This window comes from Steroidobacter sp., assembly GCF_036406195.1.
In the GTDB taxonomy this organism is placed as follows: Bacteria; Pseudomonadota; Gammaproteobacteria; order Steroidobacterales; family Steroidobacteraceae; genus Steroidobacter.
Window position 1 is genome coordinate 194,881 of the sequence record NZ_DASWVW010000055.1, and the last position, 15,093, is coordinate 209,973.

The window sequence follows — 15,093 nt, forward strand, 5'->3', positions numbered from 1 at the left end:
CCTTACTGGAACAGGCCCTTGGACTTGCCCTGGCGCAGCACGCCCACCACGATGCCCTCGATGATGAGCGACTGTTCCTTCAAGTCCACCCGGATGGGCTCGAACTCTTCGTTCTCGGGCAGCAGCCAGACGATCTTGCCGTCCTGCTTGTACCGCTTGACCGTCACTTCATTGTCCAGGCGCGCCACCACCACCTGGCGATTGCGCACTTCCGGCGTGCGATGGACCGCGACCAGGTCGCCGTCCAGGATGCCGATGTCCTTCATGCTCATGCCACGCACCTTGAGCAAGTAGTGCGCGCGCGGCGCGAAGATCTTCGGATCGATCTGATAGCGACCCTCGATGTGCTCCTCCGCGAGCATGGGCCTGCCGGCTGCAACTCGACCAATCAGCGGCAGGCCCATCTGCTCACGAAGAGAATCTTTCAACTGGATGCCGCGCGAGGCGCCGGGAATGATGTCCAGCACGCCCTTCTTCTGCAGGGCGCGCAGATGCTCTTCGGCGGCGTTGGCCGACTTGAATCCCATGGCGGTCGCGATCTCGGCGCGCGTCGGCGGCATGCCGTTATCGCGCAGGGATTCCTGGATCAGCTTGACGATCTCGCGTTGTCGAGGCGTTAGTTCTGACATGGCGGCGACTTGATGTGGTGATGAAGATGCGGGCGAACAGTTGTATATAAATCCAATGCCTGTGTCTATATACAGTCACTTGCGCATGAAAGCAAGCGGCCTCCGTGAAGGAGGCCGCATACATCGTTGTCGTCAGTGGTGGGAAGCTACCAGCACTTGGGATCGTCCGGCGTAGCGCTGCTACGTCTGCCGGTTGCATTGAGGGTCAGGGTGCCGCAGGAGTCTACCGCCTGCCCTCCCTGTGGAACCGCTTGCAGTTCGTAGTCATCGCGGCCGGTATTGTCCATGTTCAAGGAGATCTGATACCGGCGCCCCTCGCTATCCCGGACGCCGTCGTCGAGAGCGTCGAACGTGGTGCACCGATCATCGTCATATCGACCATAACGCGTGTAGCACTTCTCCAGCTCCTGCGCCGCCTGCATCAATGCGGCCTTGGCCTCGGTCCGATTGCCGCGCAGCGCGTACTGCCGGTAATTCGGATAAGCGATGGCGGCGAGGATGCCGACGATCGCCACCGCTATCAGTAGCTCGATGAGCGTGATTCCCACTTGCCTGCGCCGCATGCTGCTGCCCATCCTCATCTGATCTGCCGCCACGACTGTCGGCCGCGCGTGCCCAGGAACGAGCGCATCGCGCGCGCGTCGATGTTGCCATCCTTGTCGATCGACAGGATGTAGTCGTACGCACAGCCCTTGGTGGCACAGGTCAGATGGCCTCCGCCACCTTCGCCACCTTCCTGGCCGCCGAAGCCGCCCAGGTCTTCGTCGTACTCCTCGTCATCTCCGCCCGGAGTGCCTGGGCCGTCGGGGTCCTCCGGGTCGTCCGGATTGCCAATGCCACCACTGCTGCCACCGGGCGGTGGGTCGATCGAACCGTCGCCATTGGTGTCCACCTGGCCCGGCAGCATCTTGCCGGTGAGCACGTCCAGGATCATCGTCCAGGTCCTGGCGCCAGCACCGCAGGCGTCGTTGTTCGGAATCAACGTCGAGAACACGATGCGGTCATCGCGAATGAACGGATTGGCGATCACGCGCTCGCCCTGGTAGAGGTTGCCGGGCGACACCAGGTCCATGTACCAGCCCATTCGCGAGCCCAGCTTGTTCTGCGAAGTGGTGCGGCCGTACGTGCCATCGGCCAAGCGGAATTCCCGATCGATGGTCTGTTTGACCAGGCGATCCCGGCCGTCGATCTGCGCGGGCATGGGATCGGCTTCCGGGTCGATTACGTTGCCATTGGCGTCGTACAAGCCATAGAACGTCTGCACCCGCGTGGGCGTGATGATCTTGTCCATGCCTTCGAGGTACTTGCCCGTGCCGAACAGCAGCTGTACGCCGACGCCGTATGGGCCGGGTGCGGCTTCCATGCGAGAGGTGATCGGCTGGCGATTGCCATCGTCATCCTTCGCGACGAAGAATGGTGCGGGCTTGCCGCCCGCGGTCTTGAAGGCAAAGTCCCAATCGTTCGGGTCGCTGCCGGACACATTGATCTTCCACACGTTGCCGAACAAGTCGCCGACGTAGGCGAAATCGACGATGCGGTCGCCATCGGTGTCGACCATGGTCGGTGTGGCGAGGCCGTTCGGGCGATTCTGGCCGGTCGGGTCATCGGCGCTGCCTACGCCGGTATCGAATGCCTTCAGCAACTTGCCGGTTTCGATATCGACGATGTACAGCACCGCGTTGCCAGTGGCGCTGGTCGCCTGGTCGACCTCGGTATTGTTATAACCGTTGCCGAACGCCGCCACCCAGACCCCGGGCGGGATCTGCCGGGTCTCCGGATCTTCCTTATCGCCCAACCGCACGATCGCGGGCTGGCTGTAGGTGTAGCCGAGATCCTCGAAACCGGGGGTACGGTCGTTGATCTCCCACAGGAAGGAGTTCTTGCCGAGCTTCTCCGGATCGGTCACGTCCAGCGCGTAGATGCCCTGGCCGCCGTTGTTCAAACCGCCTACCAGCACGGTGTGCCACTCGTCGTCGAAATAGACGTCGTTGGAATTGGGCGAGCCGTCCACGAAGTACTGGTGCGAATAGGACGGGCGGGTCAGCTTCTCCAGGTTGCCGAACACGGTCTTGGGAATGAACGCGAGCAGTTCCTCGCCGTCCCGGTCCTTTCGCCCGGTCTGGGTCAAGCGGTTGGTCTCCGGGTCGCGCGTCTCGTAGTACTGGTCCGCCCGGAATGCGTGCAGCATGCCGTCGTTGGCACCCACGTAGACCACGCCGTCGCGTTTACGCTGCTTGTCGAAGAACTCGGAATACTTGTTCTTTTCCAATCGGTCGCTGTAGCGGCCGCGCGGCGAGCCCACATAGAGCGGCGCTGACGAAATGATGTCGCCCAGCAGTTTCTGCTGACCGCTCGCGGTGGCGCGATTGCGCAGAGTACCGCCATTGCGGACCTCGTTCCTCGGATCGCCGCGCAGATACTCGAGATAGGTCTTGGCGATGTTCGCATTGGAATGCAGCTGTAGCTTGCGGTCATCGTCGATGCCGTTGTCCCAGGTGAAGGGCACGGCGCTGCCGTCATTATTGACTGTAATGATGTTGCGTGCGGTCCAACTCGTATTCCGCATGCGCGCGCTCGCTTCCCATCGCGCGGGCGTGACGACTTCGCGGTTTTCCAGCGCATAGGAGCGCAACTCACCGCTCCAATCGGCCGTATCGAAACGTGCCTGGTAGATGCGAGTGTCGGTGCTGATGGCGCCGCCATTCACGGCGACCGCCGTCACCGAAGAGGATCGGTTGATGATCGCGCTGAAGGTCTCGCGCAACTGCTGGCTCAACGTCAACGCGTTGGTGACCAGGAAGTAGTTGTCCGGGATGCCGTCGCCATTGGCATCCCACTCCCGCGGATCGTCCGGCACGTTGGGCTGACCGCCATCCACATCCTCGAAGCCACCCCACTTGGCGGCGTACCACAGCGGATCCTTGAGCAGCGACGCACCGCTGCCGCTGCTCGCAGTGAAGGTGCGCGACGAAGTTGCGGGCAGAGGCTCCCCGTCATTCCATTTGCCGCCCGGCAGCTCGCCTGGCGGCGTGTCCAGGAAGTAGTCCGGATCGCTGCCATTGCAGATGTAGGTGCCATCCGTCTGCTTGTTGCAATCCTGCACCACCAGATAGACGCCATCGGTCCCGTCGGTTCCGGAGATCACATAGCCGATGTGATGAACGATGCCGCCGGCCTGGTAGTCTGAAGTAACGTCCACCTGCACCGTGTTGGCGCCGGTGACCCGGTAGCTGTAGCGCACGATCGCGTCCATGTCATGGTCGTTACCGGCTTCGACATCCTCGAAGTTCACCTGGAACGTGCCGCTGCGCTGATCCTCCGCGATGTCCTCCACGTAGAAATCGACAATCTGGTTGGTGGGCTGGAACTGGCCGCGATCGCGTTTGATATCACTGCCATAGGCCACCGACTTGGCGAACGGCACCAGCGTGATGAATCGATCGTCGCCCATCGGGATCTTGATCTGCGGCAGCGGCGACGCCAGCGCCACAGCGAACGTCTGCACGCGCTGTTCGGTGAGTGAGTTCGCACGGTTGGTGCGACCGTGATAAGCGACGCTCGCGGCGTAATAGCCGCCTTCCTTGGTGGGCTCCTCGGGTGCGAGACCGCGAGCGGTTGCGAGACTGGTCACCGTCTTCGGCGTGGGCGTACCGTCGTACTCGCCATTGGCTTCACCGATGAAGAATTCGCGACCCGCGATGTCCCCTTCGACCGACGTGATCTTGTCGGCAAGGTCCCCCACATCCAGGCCGGGAAGCGGACCCGAGGGGCTGACGGCGTTGGCGAATCGCGAGCCGGGCAGCTGATCGGAATCGTACGAGTTGTTGATATCGGCCATCACCGTCTGGAACGGTTTGGAGCACGTCGGATATTTCGCGTCGGAGTAGGGATCTCGCCAGGCCGGTCGCGGCAGGCCGAGTACACTCTCGATGTTCGTGTTGCTGCTGCCCTGGATGGCGGTGAACTGCGAAGTCGGGCTCATTCCGTTGAAGTACTTCAGCGTCTCGTACATCATTTCCGCCACCGGATTGCCCCACATGCGGCAAGTACCGTCGGCCGGGGCGCCGCGCGCCATGGCCGGCAGACCGCAGTCGTAGCTGGTGCCGCCGTTGCTGGTATAGCGGGTGTAGGCCGCGCTACGCAGACTGTCCAGCGTATGGACGATGCCCTGCACATTGGTATTCCAGGTACCGTCGTCTTCGTTGATCTCGTCACGGAACGAGCTGACGTTCTTGCGCAGCACGCCGCCGCTCTTGTTCGCGGTGTATGAACCGGAGAGCAGACCGAACATCATCGAGTCGTTTTCGCCGAACTCGTGCAACAAGCCCGTGGGCTTGTAGTTGCCATCGGGATAACGTCTGCAGTTCTCGGTATTGCGGGCGGAGTCGATCAACGCCTCGGATTTGCAAACCTCGATCCGCACCTGATAGTCGGTGGGATCGACGGTCACGTCGCCGGAGCCTGCCGGCGCGATGCGCGTGCCGGCCACCGGACTCTCCTTGCTGACCCACTCCCAGATCCGATACGTCTGGTTGGTCAGCACTCGCAATCTCGGCTGCCCATTGTCATCGGTCCATACGGACGCGTTGACGTTCGGCGTGGTGTTCGCGAACAGATGACGCTTGCCCTGCGTGGGACGCTCGAAGGGAGTGAATTTCCGGATATCGAAAGCCGCCGGTGCGTCCCAGGAATATTCCTTGCCCCAGCTGTGCGCATCCATGGGAATGTGCGAACGGACCAGCACGGTCGAGCTGTCCGTGTCCACCGCGCGCTTGCCGCCGTAGAGCACCTTACGCAAGGCGTCAATGCGCGACATGGTCAGGTAGTTCAGATAGTCGCCGCTCCACTCTCCCGCTTCGCCGCACTGTTTGTCGGTCGTGAACCTGACCGGGGAGAACAGGTCGTTCGCATACGTGTAGCACTTGTAAGAGTCGAAGTAGCCGTAGTAGTCGATACCGCCGGCGTCGTTCGGCAGGTAGCCCTTGTAGCCCACGTCGATCTTGCCGTCGCCGTTCAGATCCGAGGCGTCGTTGTAAGCCTCGTAGTAGAGCTTGTGATCGCGCCCCACCACGAGCATGTTCAATGGCGTGGCAGTCGGCGCGATGTACAGCGGAATCTGGCTGAGATTCAGCGGCGCGGCGTGCGTTGGCGCCGCGGCGAGCACGGCGAGCGCGGCGGCGCTGAGCGACCAACAGCGGATCATGTACTGCTTGAGCATTTGCATAACCTGTGTCAGCTCGGATGTTTAATTGAAAGCAAGCTTGGAGTAGGAGCTCTGGATGACGACCCGGGCGTTCTCGGTCTGGCCGGTGGAGCGAGCGGTGACCGTATAGAACTCGCGTGTTACGTTGAAATTCGAGCCGCCCTCGCTCAGGGAGTCTTTGCGCTCACCCTGAAATTCGACGATCGATTCCGGCGCACTGGCGACGCCTTCGATCTCGAGATCCACGTTACCGTCATCCGGGTCGCTGCCCAGCTTGCGGCCCCATCGTTCCCACCACTCATCGGACTGATTGGCCAGATCGAGGGCCACGTTGGTAAGGGGATCCACCAACGTGCGTTGATCGTAGGATTTGCACGTGACGCCACCGGGGCTCGAACAGTTGATCACGGGCGCGCCGCCCCCCCTCTCCCCCGACACGTGGCTTTCCGCGTAGCGCAAGGCTGCTTCCGCGGCCTGTAACGCAAGCTCCTGGTCCCGCTGATTGCCGGCCATGCGCTCTTGCAAGCGCGTGCTCTGGCTGGCGCCCAATCCGAGCAATGTCATGACCAGCAGCAGCAGCAGGCTGATCACGAGCGCGGCGCCACGCTGCCGGGTAATGAAACGATGAGCCTGTCGATAGTGCTTCATACACACCTTCAATCGATGACCTGGTTGCGCAAAGCGAGCGTCGCCGTGAAGACCTTGCGCAGATTGCGGTCGTTGAACGGGCCGACCACGATTTCCTCCTCGCCGGAGAGCATCACGTAGGTCTGCTCATCGCGATCGGTACCGAATTCCTCGGGGGCACGCGCCAGCAGCGCGATCTGCACCGTCATGACGGAGTTCCAATCCTTCACTTCGTCCGCGGACACATAGGTATCGACTCTGGTGTCGATCGGGTCCTCGTCGACGCCAAAGCGGACTTCCATCCGCTCGATGCCTTCGGCAATCTCGTCGCTGCGCGCGGCACCGCCGGTCTTGCGATATAGCGACATGCGCAGCTCATCCGCGCGCTCCGGGTCGTCGACGACAGCCGGATCGTTGTCGCGGCTCGGTGCGAGGTAATAGATCATCGTGCTGATCGGCACGATGGTGGCGCCGTTCTTGAACGGATGAATGAACGTAGCGGAGCGATTACCCGGCCGATCCACGCCCGAGCTGCCGCCATCCGTCGCTGGGGTTACGGCGTGCCCCACTTCCCCGGTTCCCGGGTTGTAGCTCGTCACCTGAAAGTAGGCGCGCGCCTCGCAATCGGACACCATCACGGTGTCACCGACCTGGAACGGCACCGGTTCGAAGTGACGCACCGTCAAGGGATCGAATCCCTGGGCCTGCGGCATGCGCAGTTGCATGGAGCGTACTTCGCGGTTGGGCACGCGCAGGACCAGTATGTCGCCAGCCGCGTTCGGCACGGGCTCGAGATCCAGATCCGCCAGAGCCATCCCCGCGGGCAGCACGAACTCGTCGCCGGTCGCCTGGATGCCGAACACCGGCTGGGCGAAGTTCCAGCGTGGGTCGGGAAGCACGGGCGCCACATCCTCCGGCTCTTCACCGGGCAGCGGTGGCGGAAACGGGTTCTGCGTCACGTTGAGGCGATAATTGACAGCTTTCGCGCCAGGGATTGCCCGCGCGCAATCGTTGAAGCCGGTCGCGCGGACGTCCACTGCGATTTGGTCGAGGGCGAAGCGACCATTCTCCTGGATGCGAGACAACCGCTCCGTGGTCTCGTAGCTCGTGCGCGAGCTGACGAACAGGGCGACCACTCCCATGAGCAGCAGCACACTGATGCCGAGCGCGACCATCAGCTCCACCAGGCTGAGGCCGGACATCCGATTCCTGATAGTGACTTGCATGGGCGCGCCTCAGATCGTGCTGTTGGTCACGAAGGTCAGCTGACGGTCGTCTGGATCGTTGGCGCGCTCGCCCCACTGAATGGTGATGGTGACGAGGTTGGTCACCGCGTCATAGGCGATGCCGCCGCGCCCATCCGGAAGCTGTGTCTCCAGGATCCTGCGCCAGTTGGCGATTTCGTCTCCCTCCGGCGTGTCGGGTACGTCTTCCTCGTCGATGGCGATCTCGTACTGGTCCGCTTTGCTGTTGCCAAGCTCGTCGCTGCGATTGGCCCGCATGCGATCCAGCATGTCGCCCGCGAGTACCGCAGCCTGGGAGCGCACGTAGGCGTCCTGGTTGTTGCGCACGGTGGCGAGTTGCATGGCGGCGACGCCGAGCAACCCGACCGAGATGATGACCAGCGTCACCAGCACTTCGACCAACGTCATGCCGGCGGCATGACGCGCGAGGCGCGAACAACGAGGCGGAGAAACAAGGGATCTCATGAAAGTGTCCACCGATGTTCTGTCCATCAGCCGGCGTCGGGCTCGGGGTCGGCAGCGGGGCATGCGGCCGGACGCGCGCTGGCGCGGCCCGCCGCGATCACCTGCACCAGGCGAGCGCCGTTCGGGTCTTGGCAATTCTCCGGCGCGAGGATGAATTGCGAATCCTCGCCGGGCGGCAATTCCAGGTTGCCGTTCTGCATGTAGCTGATCAGGATGCGCGGGTTGCGGATGTTGATGTTCTGATCGGCCGCCGCGGGCAAGCGTTGCAGGATGGCATCGTTGTTCTCGGGATCGTCTTCGTCGCCCATGGTGACCTCGCCCACGGCGCCGACGTTGTCGGTGAAGATGATCATCCCGTTCTGCGCCCACCTGCCGTCGTCGGAGCAGGCATCCTGAGCATCGTTCGCCGGGCACACGGTCACGCGCACGCCCCGCTTCACCGCTTCGCTCCGGGCGTATGCGAGCGCACCGAGCAATTGGTTGGTCTGCGTGGCCAGGCGATTACGGCGCATCATGTCCTGGAAGGACGGGATGCCGACACCGACCAGGATGCTCAGTACCGCGACGGTGATCATGAGCTCCAGGATGGTGAAGCCCCGGGTCCGGCGCGGCAGGCTCGGCCACCTGGTTGGCCACCTGATGGGAGTGGGTGCCTTTTTCATGGCGCGCAAATTGCCCGCCCGCTCGACCAGCGGCAACTGCATCCGACCGGCGGCCCGGGCACGAAGATGGACGGCGTCGGCGTGCTCATTCTGTGAAATCGTGGCAGCGCTGCGCGAACGGCCGCAGCCACGGTTCAGGTCACGTCAACGCCCTGTCAATGCCCGCAACCATGGAAGATCTGAAAGAGAGATAAGAGAGCAAATGTCGCGGCCTGCAGACGCACTGGCGACATAAGCTTTATAGACAGCCCTCAATCTTGTATTCTCCGCGCCTCGGCCTGCCGGCAGCTTTTACAAACAAAGAAGCTGGTGAGCCTGATATACGGGAACCCGCCATAACTCCCGTGTATTAAGAGGCCGTGAAAATTTGTCGCTCTGGTCCTTTTTTATCCGACCCAGTACGAAGGGGAAAGAAGTCATGAAGAAACCCATCTCCACCACGCTGAAGGCAGGTATTGCTGCGCTGGCTCTCGTTGCTGCCAGCGGTTGCGTGTCGCAGAAGACCGTTGATGAAATCAAGGCCACTGCCGACAAGGCCGTGCAGGACGCCGCCGCCGCCAAGGCTGCCGCCGACTCCGCTGCCGCCGCGGCCCAGTCCGCTCGTTCCGCTGCTGACAGCGCGCAGAGCGCTGCCAACCAGGCTCTGCAGGCCGCTCAGGCCAGCCAGGCCTGCTGTGACGCGACCAACGAGAAGATCGACCGCATGTTCAAGAAGTCGCAGTCGAAGTAATTCGGCTCGATCTCGATCGAACGAGACGCCGCGGAGCAATCCGCGGCGTTTTTTTTGGGCCAGACAATTCGCCGTTTCGACGAAGCGCCGCGCTGTCCTCAACCGCGCTCGTATCTCCGGAGCACTCTTGACCAGGCACATGGATGTTGCCCGCCCCGTCCGGCAGCGCGACCCCGAATCCGAAAACAAGACGGACCCCACAACCTTGGCCATGGACTAACTCGGTGGTTTAGGTGACCTCGGCCGCGGGGTCCGCGCGCGCAGTTTATCAGCGCGCGCCACAGTGCGTTGGAACGCGCGTATTCGAATGCTATCGGGGACGGTGTTATCGGCCGGCTGAGTCGCTGATGACCTGGACGGTCGCGGGAACGCTCGCTGGACGCAGCATCACCGGCTCGGGAATGCCGCTGGCGAGCTCGAAGGTGCGCTCGGCCTTGGCCCAATCGATGGCGCCGGACGTGGAGATATCCGGCCGCTCCTGCGTGGCCGAGACCAGCAGCTTGGTGATGTTGGTGAGGCTGTGCGCATCGGTTTTATCCGTGCCCTCCAGCGGCGTGTGCACTTCCATGTACAGCTCCCCGCCCAGCCAGCCCATCTTGTACGGCTGATCGATCAGGCGCACCGGCGTATTCACCGGCACCATCGCATAGAGATCTTTGATGTCCTCCGGAAACATCCGCACGCAACCATGCGTGACCTGCATGCCGACGCCGGACGGGCGATTCGTGCCGTGGATGAGATAGGCGCCGCCCGGAATGCCGAGGCGCATCGCGTAATCGCCGAGCGGATTGTCGGGCCCCGGCGGCACAGCCTTGGGCAATGGGCGCCCTTCCGCCGCATGTTCCTTGCGCACCGACTCCGGCGGATACCAGATCGGCTTCTCGCGCTTGTTCACGATGCGCGTGAGACCGAGCGGTGTATGCCAATCCATGCGCCCGACACTGATGGGATACGTATGAACCACCGCCGCCTCGCCCGGCTTGTGCGGCGGAAAATAAAACAACCGATGTTCGGACAGGCTGACGACGATGCCTTCGCGCGGCGCGTCGGGAAGAATGTAACGCGACGGAATCACCACTTCCGTGCCCGCCCCCGGCAGCCACGGACTGACGCCCGGGTTGGCCGCGACGATCTCCTCGTAACCGACACCGAAACGCCGGCCGATATCCAGCAGCGTGTCCTCGTGGACTGCGACCACTTTCTGGACTTCGCCGATGACGGTATCGGTGCCCACCGGCAACGTATATGTCGCGGCCAGGGCATTCGTGCCGACGAGCAACGCCACGGCGCCCAATGCATTGGCCAAGGTTTTGGTCAGGGCATCGGTCAGCACGTTGCCGAGCCTGTTCTCGAAAGAGCGGATCTTCATGAGCGCAGAGTCTAGCAGCCGCAAACGACCCCAAGTGTGAGCCGGCAGCGATTCCGCAAGGGATGCCCGGCTCCCTGTCAAGGTCTCAATTATGCTGCTGTGATCGATTTCAAGCCACCGCCGGCTGCTGCGACTTGAGCAGGTTCGCGATTTGGGTTGGCACGCCCTTACGCGCCTCGACCAGCCCGACATGAATGGCATTGGTGAACGACACCGTGTCGGCGCTGCCGTGGCTCTTGATCACCACTCCGGTCAGCCCGACCATGCTCGCTCCGTTGTAGGTGCGTGGATCGAATTCCTTGCGCAAAGACCGCAGCACCGGCCACGAGGCCAGCGCGCCGACATAGCGCAGCGGATTGCGCGTGTATTCGGTCTTGAGCGCCCCGACCAGCATGTTGGCCAGGCCTTCCATGGTTTTCAGCGCCACGTTGCCGGTGAAGCCATCGGTAACCACGACATCCACCTCGCCGGAGAAAATATCGTCGCCTTCCACGAAGCCGATGTAGTTCAGCTTGCTGGCCGTCAGCAGCCGTGCCGCTTCCTGCACCACGCTGTCGCCCTTGGTTTCTTCTTCGCCGATATTGAGGATGCCGATTCGCGGCCGGGCGATGCCGTGCATGTCCGACGCGACCACTGACCCCATCACGGCGAACTGGAACAGGTGCTCGGCGCTGCATGCGGAATTGGCGCCGAGATCGAGCATGTGAGTGTGCCCATGACGGGCGCGGATGCGCGAAATGATCGCGGGCCGGTCGATCCCTTCGATGGTCTTCAGCACGAACCGCGCCGTGGCCATGAGCGCACCGGTATTGCCGGCGCTCACGCACGCGTCAGCCTCGCCCGCTTTCACCAACTCGATGGCGACGCGCATGGACGAGTCTTTCTTCTTGCGCAGGGCCTCCTGCGGCTTCTCGTCCATGGTCACGACCTGCGATGCCTCACGCAGCTGAATGCGCGAGCGCACCGACGCAGACGCGCCGCTCAACAAGGCTTGGACGGGATCCTTCAGGCCGACCAGCGTAATGCGCAGGTCGGCGTCGCGCTGCAGGGCTGCGAGCGCCGCGGGCACGGTGACCGAGGGGCCGTGATCGCCCCCCATGGCATCCACCGCGATGGTGACTGGCCGATTACTCAGACCCGGTACTCGCTGGAGTACGGCTTATTCCGAATCGGGCTTTTCGCGGCTCTCGATCACTTTCTTGCCGCGATAGAAACCATCGGGCGTGATGCGATGACGGGAATGGGTTTCGCCGGACGTCGGATCGACCGACAGCGCCGGACGCTCGAGGCCGTCGTGCGAGCGGTGCATGCCGCGCTTGGACGGGGTCTTTCGGCTTTTCTGAACAGGCATGACTACTCTCCAACCAAACAAATACGATTCTACGAGACGCGCTCGGCGCGAACGGTCACTTCACAACCAGCGTCACGACTTCCGCAGCAGGTCTCGCAGATTCCGGAACGGCTGGTGAGTCGCGGCGGCCTCATCGACCTCGTCCGCGTGCTCGCCGTCCCCGGCTGCCTCGCTCGCTGCAATTTCCTGTGCCGCGCAGTCCACGTTGTCGTGCATCGGCACGAGCGGCAACGCGAGCAGCACCTGCTCCTCCGCCAGCCAGCCCAGATCGAGTCGCGAGGCCTTGGCGACCACCGGCTCGTAACCGCCCGGCTCGTCGCTGCGCTCGGCGTCGACCAGCAACACCTGGAAGCTGTCGTCGACATCGACCATCACCGGCTGCATGCAGCGCTGACACGTCAGCACCACCGTGCCGTGCAGCTCGCCCGTCACGGCAGGTCGGCCGTCGAACTGGGAGAACTGGAAATTGGCCTCGACCGCCGCATCGTCATGGCCACCGGCCTCGCGCAGGCGCGGCAGCTCGGCGGCGGAAAAACTGCGTGCAATCGTGCTTCCCGCCCGCGCGCAGACCTCTGCGTCAACAATATTGTCTACAGGAGCGGCCGGGGGTCGCGGCATGGGGCGCGTATACTAGCCATCACCCCCTGTGGTGTCAAAAAAAGAAAGGCGTAAATGTTTGTTTTCTCACAGCTTGTAATCCGGCCCATGGGCGGCCTCACAAAACCCGCCAGTAACGCACCCGGGGTATGGCCATGAGCCCTCCCCCCAACGGGCTGCGGCTGGTGCTTGCGTCCACCTCGACTTATCGCCGGCAACTGCTGGAACGGCTGGGGATTCCTTTCACGGTCGCGGCGTCGAACGTCGACGAGGAACCGCTCCCGGGCGAGGCCGCGGTGGACCTGGCACAGCGGCTGGCTCGGGCCAAAGCTGAAGCGGTCGCCAGCCGGCACACCAACAGCCTGGTCATCGGTTCCGACCAGCTGGCGCTGTGTGGCCGGGACGTGCTCGGCAAGCCGGGCTCGGGCGAGCGCGCCATCGCGCAACTCAAATCCCTGAGCGGTCAGCGCGTCGTGTTTCACACCGCCGTGCATGTGATCAACACGGCCGCGGCCACCAACCTCGGCCATGTCGATCTGACCACGGTGCATTTTCGTCAACTCAACGAGGACGAGATCAAGCGCTATGTGGCGCGCGACAAGCCCTATGAATGCGCGGGCGGGTTCAAAGTGGAGTCGCTCGGCGTGGCGCTGTTCAACCGCATCGATTCGCAAGACCCCACCGCGCTCATCGGCCTGCCGCTGATCTGGCTGGCAGGCGCACTCCGGAAGAACGGCTTCAATCTGCCCTGAAGCGCGCCGACGCCAGGGGAATCATGCCGCTCTGATTTCCTCGAGCAGCTCGGGGTGGCGATCCAGCACTTGGTTAGCCACCCTGCAAATGTAGGCGGGCGGGCGGCTTTGCCCGTCACCTCCAGCCAGTCTGAGAGTCGGGTGCCGGGCGCTTGATCGAGTCAACGGGGCGTTCTTGATCTTTTTGGGCGGTTGATTGTGGTACCGGTGGCACGGCCCACATCACGCCCCGCGACCAATCTCAGCGCTTCAGACCTTTCTTGAGATTCTCGATCACCGCCTGCCAATCGGGCGGTGGTGGCGCGCTGATGGTGAACGGCTTGGCGCCCTTGCGCTCGAACGTCAGCGAGTGAGCGTGCAGGAACATGCGCTGCAGGCCATATGGCTTCAGCTTCGCGTCGCGTTCGCGATCGCCGTATTTCTCGTCGCCCGCGATGGGATGACCGGCGTGCGCGGCATGCACACGAATCTGGTGCGTGCGGCCCGTGCCCAATGAGACATCCAACAGCGTGGCCAGCTTGCCGAAGTGCTGAATGGGCGTGAACGTCGTGACCGCTTGCTGGCCGTCCGCATGCACGCGCACGACGCGTTCCCCGCCTTGCTTCAAGTTGGTCTTCAACGGCAGGTCGATGGTCTTGGTGCCAAACGGCCAGCGCCCGACCACCAGCGCGAGATAGCGCTTTTCCATGTCGCGTTCGCGAAGCAGTGCGTGCAGCTCCCGAAGCACGGCACGACGTTTCGCGATCAGCAGCACACCGCTGGTGTCCCGATCGAGTCGATGCACCAGCTCCAGCTCTTTCAATTCGGGGCGCGTGGCGCGCAGTGCTTCGATCACACCCGCGCTCAATCCGCTGCCGCCGTGAACCGCAACGCCAGCAGGCTTGTTCACGACGATGAGATCGCGATCTTCATGAATGATGGCGCCCGCGACGAAGTCCCTCAATGAACGGGACGGGGCGCTGCGCTCGGCTGCTCGCTGCTCCTCGGTCTTCCGTTGCAGCGGTGGCAGGCGAATTCGATCGCCTGCGGCCAGACGATGGTCAGGCCTGGCTCGCTTGCCGTTCACGCGCACCTCGCCGGTGCGCAGAATGCGATAGACGAGGCTGCGCGGCACGTCTTTCAGGATGCGGCTCAGGAAGTTGTCGATGCGTTGTCCGGCATCGCCCTCGCCCGCCTCCACGTAGCTGACTCCAGCGCTTTTGCCGGCGCGCGGCGCGGAGGAATCGTCGTCGGAATTCGAGGGGGCGGAACCAGGCATGTGAGTAATCTTGGGAAGCGCTCGTAACTTATTGATTGACCATTGATTGAACGGTTGCCCTGTGATATGTTCCGCGACGATTTCAGGTTCACGCGCGTCCAGACACAGATCGTCCACACCGATCGGTCCAGCGGCGCACGTGCACCGATGCGCGGCATTCTTCGCCAGCCGAAGGGGGCCGCATCTTAGTTGGTTCTGCTCAGACC

At 63.0% G+C, this 15,093-nt stretch carries 14 protein-coding genes; 2 read left to right on the plus strand and 12 right to left on the minus strand.

The window, feature by feature from the left end; all coding sequences use genetic code 11:
- Nucleotides 1-2 precede the first annotated feature (2 nt).
- The 7 genes from lexA to VGE08_RS21490 form a co-directional block, all read right to left on the minus strand.
- Nucleotides 3-629: a transcriptional repressor LexA gene (gene lexA, locus VGE08_RS21460; protein ID WP_331069969.1), complete on the minus strand. Its 627-nt coding sequence runs from the start codon at nt 627-629 to the stop codon at nt 3-5.
- A gap of 146 nt (nt 630-775) precedes the next feature.
- Complete coding sequence (locus VGE08_RS21465; protein ID WP_331069970.1) at nt 776-1,192, minus strand: type IV pilin protein; 417 nt, start codon at nt 1,190-1,192, stop codon at nt 776-778.
- Nucleotides 1,193-1,206: 14 nt separating this feature from the next.
- On the minus strand, nt 1,207-5,847 hold the full coding sequence (locus VGE08_RS21470; RefSeq protein WP_331069971.1) for a pilus assembly protein: 4,641 nt from the start codon (nt 5,845-5,847) through the stop codon (nt 1,207-1,209).
- A 27-nt stretch (nt 5,848-5,874) separates the two neighbouring features.
- A complete protein-coding gene (locus VGE08_RS21475) occupies nt 5,875-6,480 on the minus strand; it encodes a pilus assembly protein (protein ID WP_331069972.1) in 606 nt (201 codons plus the stop codon).
- 8 nt (nt 6,481-6,488) lie between these two features.
- Entirely contained in the window at nt 6,489-7,685 is a 1,197-nt protein-coding gene (locus tag VGE08_RS21480) for a PilW family protein (RefSeq protein WP_331069973.1), read from the minus strand.
- 9 nt (nt 7,686-7,694) lie between these two features.
- On the minus strand, nt 7,695-8,168 hold the full coding sequence (gene pilV, locus VGE08_RS21485) for a type IV pilus modification protein PilV (RefSeq protein ID WP_331069974.1): 474 nt from the start codon (nt 8,166-8,168) through the stop codon (nt 7,695-7,697).
- Nucleotides 8,169-8,194: 26 nt separating this feature from the next.
- Nucleotides 8,195-8,872 carry a GspH/FimT family pseudopilin gene (locus tag VGE08_RS21490; protein ID WP_331069975.1) on the minus strand — a complete coding sequence of 226 codons (678 nt, stop codon included), beginning with the start codon at nt 8,870-8,872 and terminating at the stop codon, nt 8,195-8,197.
- A 376-nt stretch (nt 8,873-9,248) separates the two neighbouring features.
- Between VGE08_RS21490 and VGE08_RS21495 the strand changes: the two genes are divergently transcribed.
- Nucleotides 9,249-9,560, plus strand: a complete 312-nt coding sequence (locus tag VGE08_RS21495) for an alanine-zipper protein (protein ID WP_331069976.1) — start codon at nt 9,249-9,251, stop codon at nt 9,558-9,560.
- A 325-nt stretch (nt 9,561-9,885) separates the two neighbouring features.
- Here the strand turns inward: VGE08_RS21495 and VGE08_RS21500 are convergent, their stop codons facing one another.
- The 4 genes from VGE08_RS21500 to VGE08_RS21515 all read right to left on the minus strand — a co-directional run bounded on the left by VGE08_RS21500 (nt 9,886) and on the right by VGE08_RS21515 (nt 12,898).
- Nucleotides 9,886-10,929, minus strand: coding sequence for a L,D-transpeptidase family protein (locus VGE08_RS21500; protein WP_331069977.1), 1,044 nt, complete (start codon nt 10,927-10,929; stop codon nt 9,886-9,888).
- 109 nt (nt 10,930-11,038) lie between these two features.
- Complete coding sequence (gene plsX / locus VGE08_RS21505) at nt 11,039-12,064, minus strand: phosphate acyltransferase PlsX (protein ID WP_349258768.1); 1,026 nt, start codon at nt 12,062-12,064, stop codon at nt 11,039-11,041.
- A 24-nt stretch (nt 12,065-12,088) separates the two neighbouring features.
- Nucleotides 12,089-12,280, minus strand: a complete 192-nt coding sequence (rpmF, locus tag VGE08_RS21510; protein ID WP_331069979.1) for a 50S ribosomal protein L32 — start codon at nt 12,278-12,280, stop codon at nt 12,089-12,091.
- A gap of 72 nt (nt 12,281-12,352) precedes the next feature.
- The gene (locus VGE08_RS21515; RefSeq protein WP_331069980.1) at nt 12,353-12,898 is read right to left on the minus strand and encodes a DUF177 domain-containing protein; all 546 of its coding nucleotides are present in this window, start codon (nt 12,896-12,898) and stop codon (nt 12,353-12,355) included.
- A 155-nt stretch (nt 12,899-13,053) separates the two neighbouring features.
- Between VGE08_RS21515 and VGE08_RS21520 the strand changes: the two genes are divergently transcribed.
- Nucleotides 13,054-13,629: a nucleoside triphosphate pyrophosphatase gene (locus VGE08_RS21520; protein WP_349258769.1), complete on the plus strand. Its 576-nt coding sequence runs from the start codon at nt 13,054-13,056 to the stop codon at nt 13,627-13,629.
- 241 nt (nt 13,630-13,870) lie between these two features.
- On the opposite strand, the gene VGE08_RS21525 is transcribed toward VGE08_RS21520, so the two are convergent.
- Entirely contained in the window at nt 13,871-14,887 is a 1,017-nt protein-coding gene (locus VGE08_RS21525; RefSeq protein ID WP_331069982.1) for an RluA family pseudouridine synthase, read from the minus strand.
- Nucleotides 14,888-15,093 lie beyond the last annotated feature (206 nt).

Excerpts from the sequence above, each read along its gene's own strand:
- lexA (WP_331069969.1), bottom strand. The coding sequence starts at position 629 with ATGTCAGAACTAACGCCTCGACAACGCGAGATCGTCAAGCTGATCCAG.
- VGE08_RS21465 (WP_331069970.1), bottom strand. The coding sequence starts at position 1,192 with ATGCGGCGCAGGCAAGTGGGAATCACGCTCATCGAGCTACTGATAGCG.
- VGE08_RS21470 (WP_331069971.1), bottom strand. The coding sequence starts at position 5,847 with ATGCTCAAGCAGTACATGATCCGCTGTTGGTCGCTCAGCGCCGCCGCG.
- VGE08_RS21475 (WP_331069972.1), bottom strand. The coding sequence starts at position 6,480 with ATGAAGCACTATCGACAGGCTCATCGTTTCATTACCCGGCAGCGTGGC.
- VGE08_RS21480 (WP_331069973.1), bottom strand. The coding sequence starts at position 7,685 with ATGCAAGTCACTATCAGGAATCGGATGTCCGGCCTCAGCCTGGTGGAG.
- pilV (WP_331069974.1), bottom strand. The coding sequence starts at position 8,168 with ATGAGATCCCTTGTTTCTCCGCCTCGTTGTTCGCGCCTCGCGCGTCAT.
- VGE08_RS21490 (WP_331069975.1), bottom strand. The coding sequence starts at position 8,872 with ATGCAGTTGCCGCTGGTCGAGCGGGCGGGCAATTTGCGCGCCATGAAA.
- VGE08_RS21495 (WP_331069976.1), top strand. The coding sequence starts at position 9,249 with ATGAAGAAACCCATCTCCACCACGCTGAAGGCAGGTATTGCTGCGCTG.
- VGE08_RS21500 (WP_331069977.1), bottom strand. The coding sequence starts at position 10,929 with ATGAAGATCCGCTCTTTCGAGAACAGGCTCGGCAACGTGCTGACCGAT.
- rpmF (WP_331069979.1), bottom strand. The coding sequence starts at position 12,280 with ATGCCTGTTCAGAAAAGCCGAAAGACCCCGTCCAAGCGCGGCATGCAC.
- VGE08_RS21515 (WP_331069980.1), bottom strand. The coding sequence starts at position 12,898 with ATGCCGCGACCCCCGGCCGCTCCTGTAGACAATATTGTTGACGCAGAG.
- VGE08_RS21525 (WP_331069982.1), bottom strand. The coding sequence starts at position 14,887 with ATGCCTGGTTCCGCCCCCTCGAATTCCGACGACGATTCCTCCGCGCCG.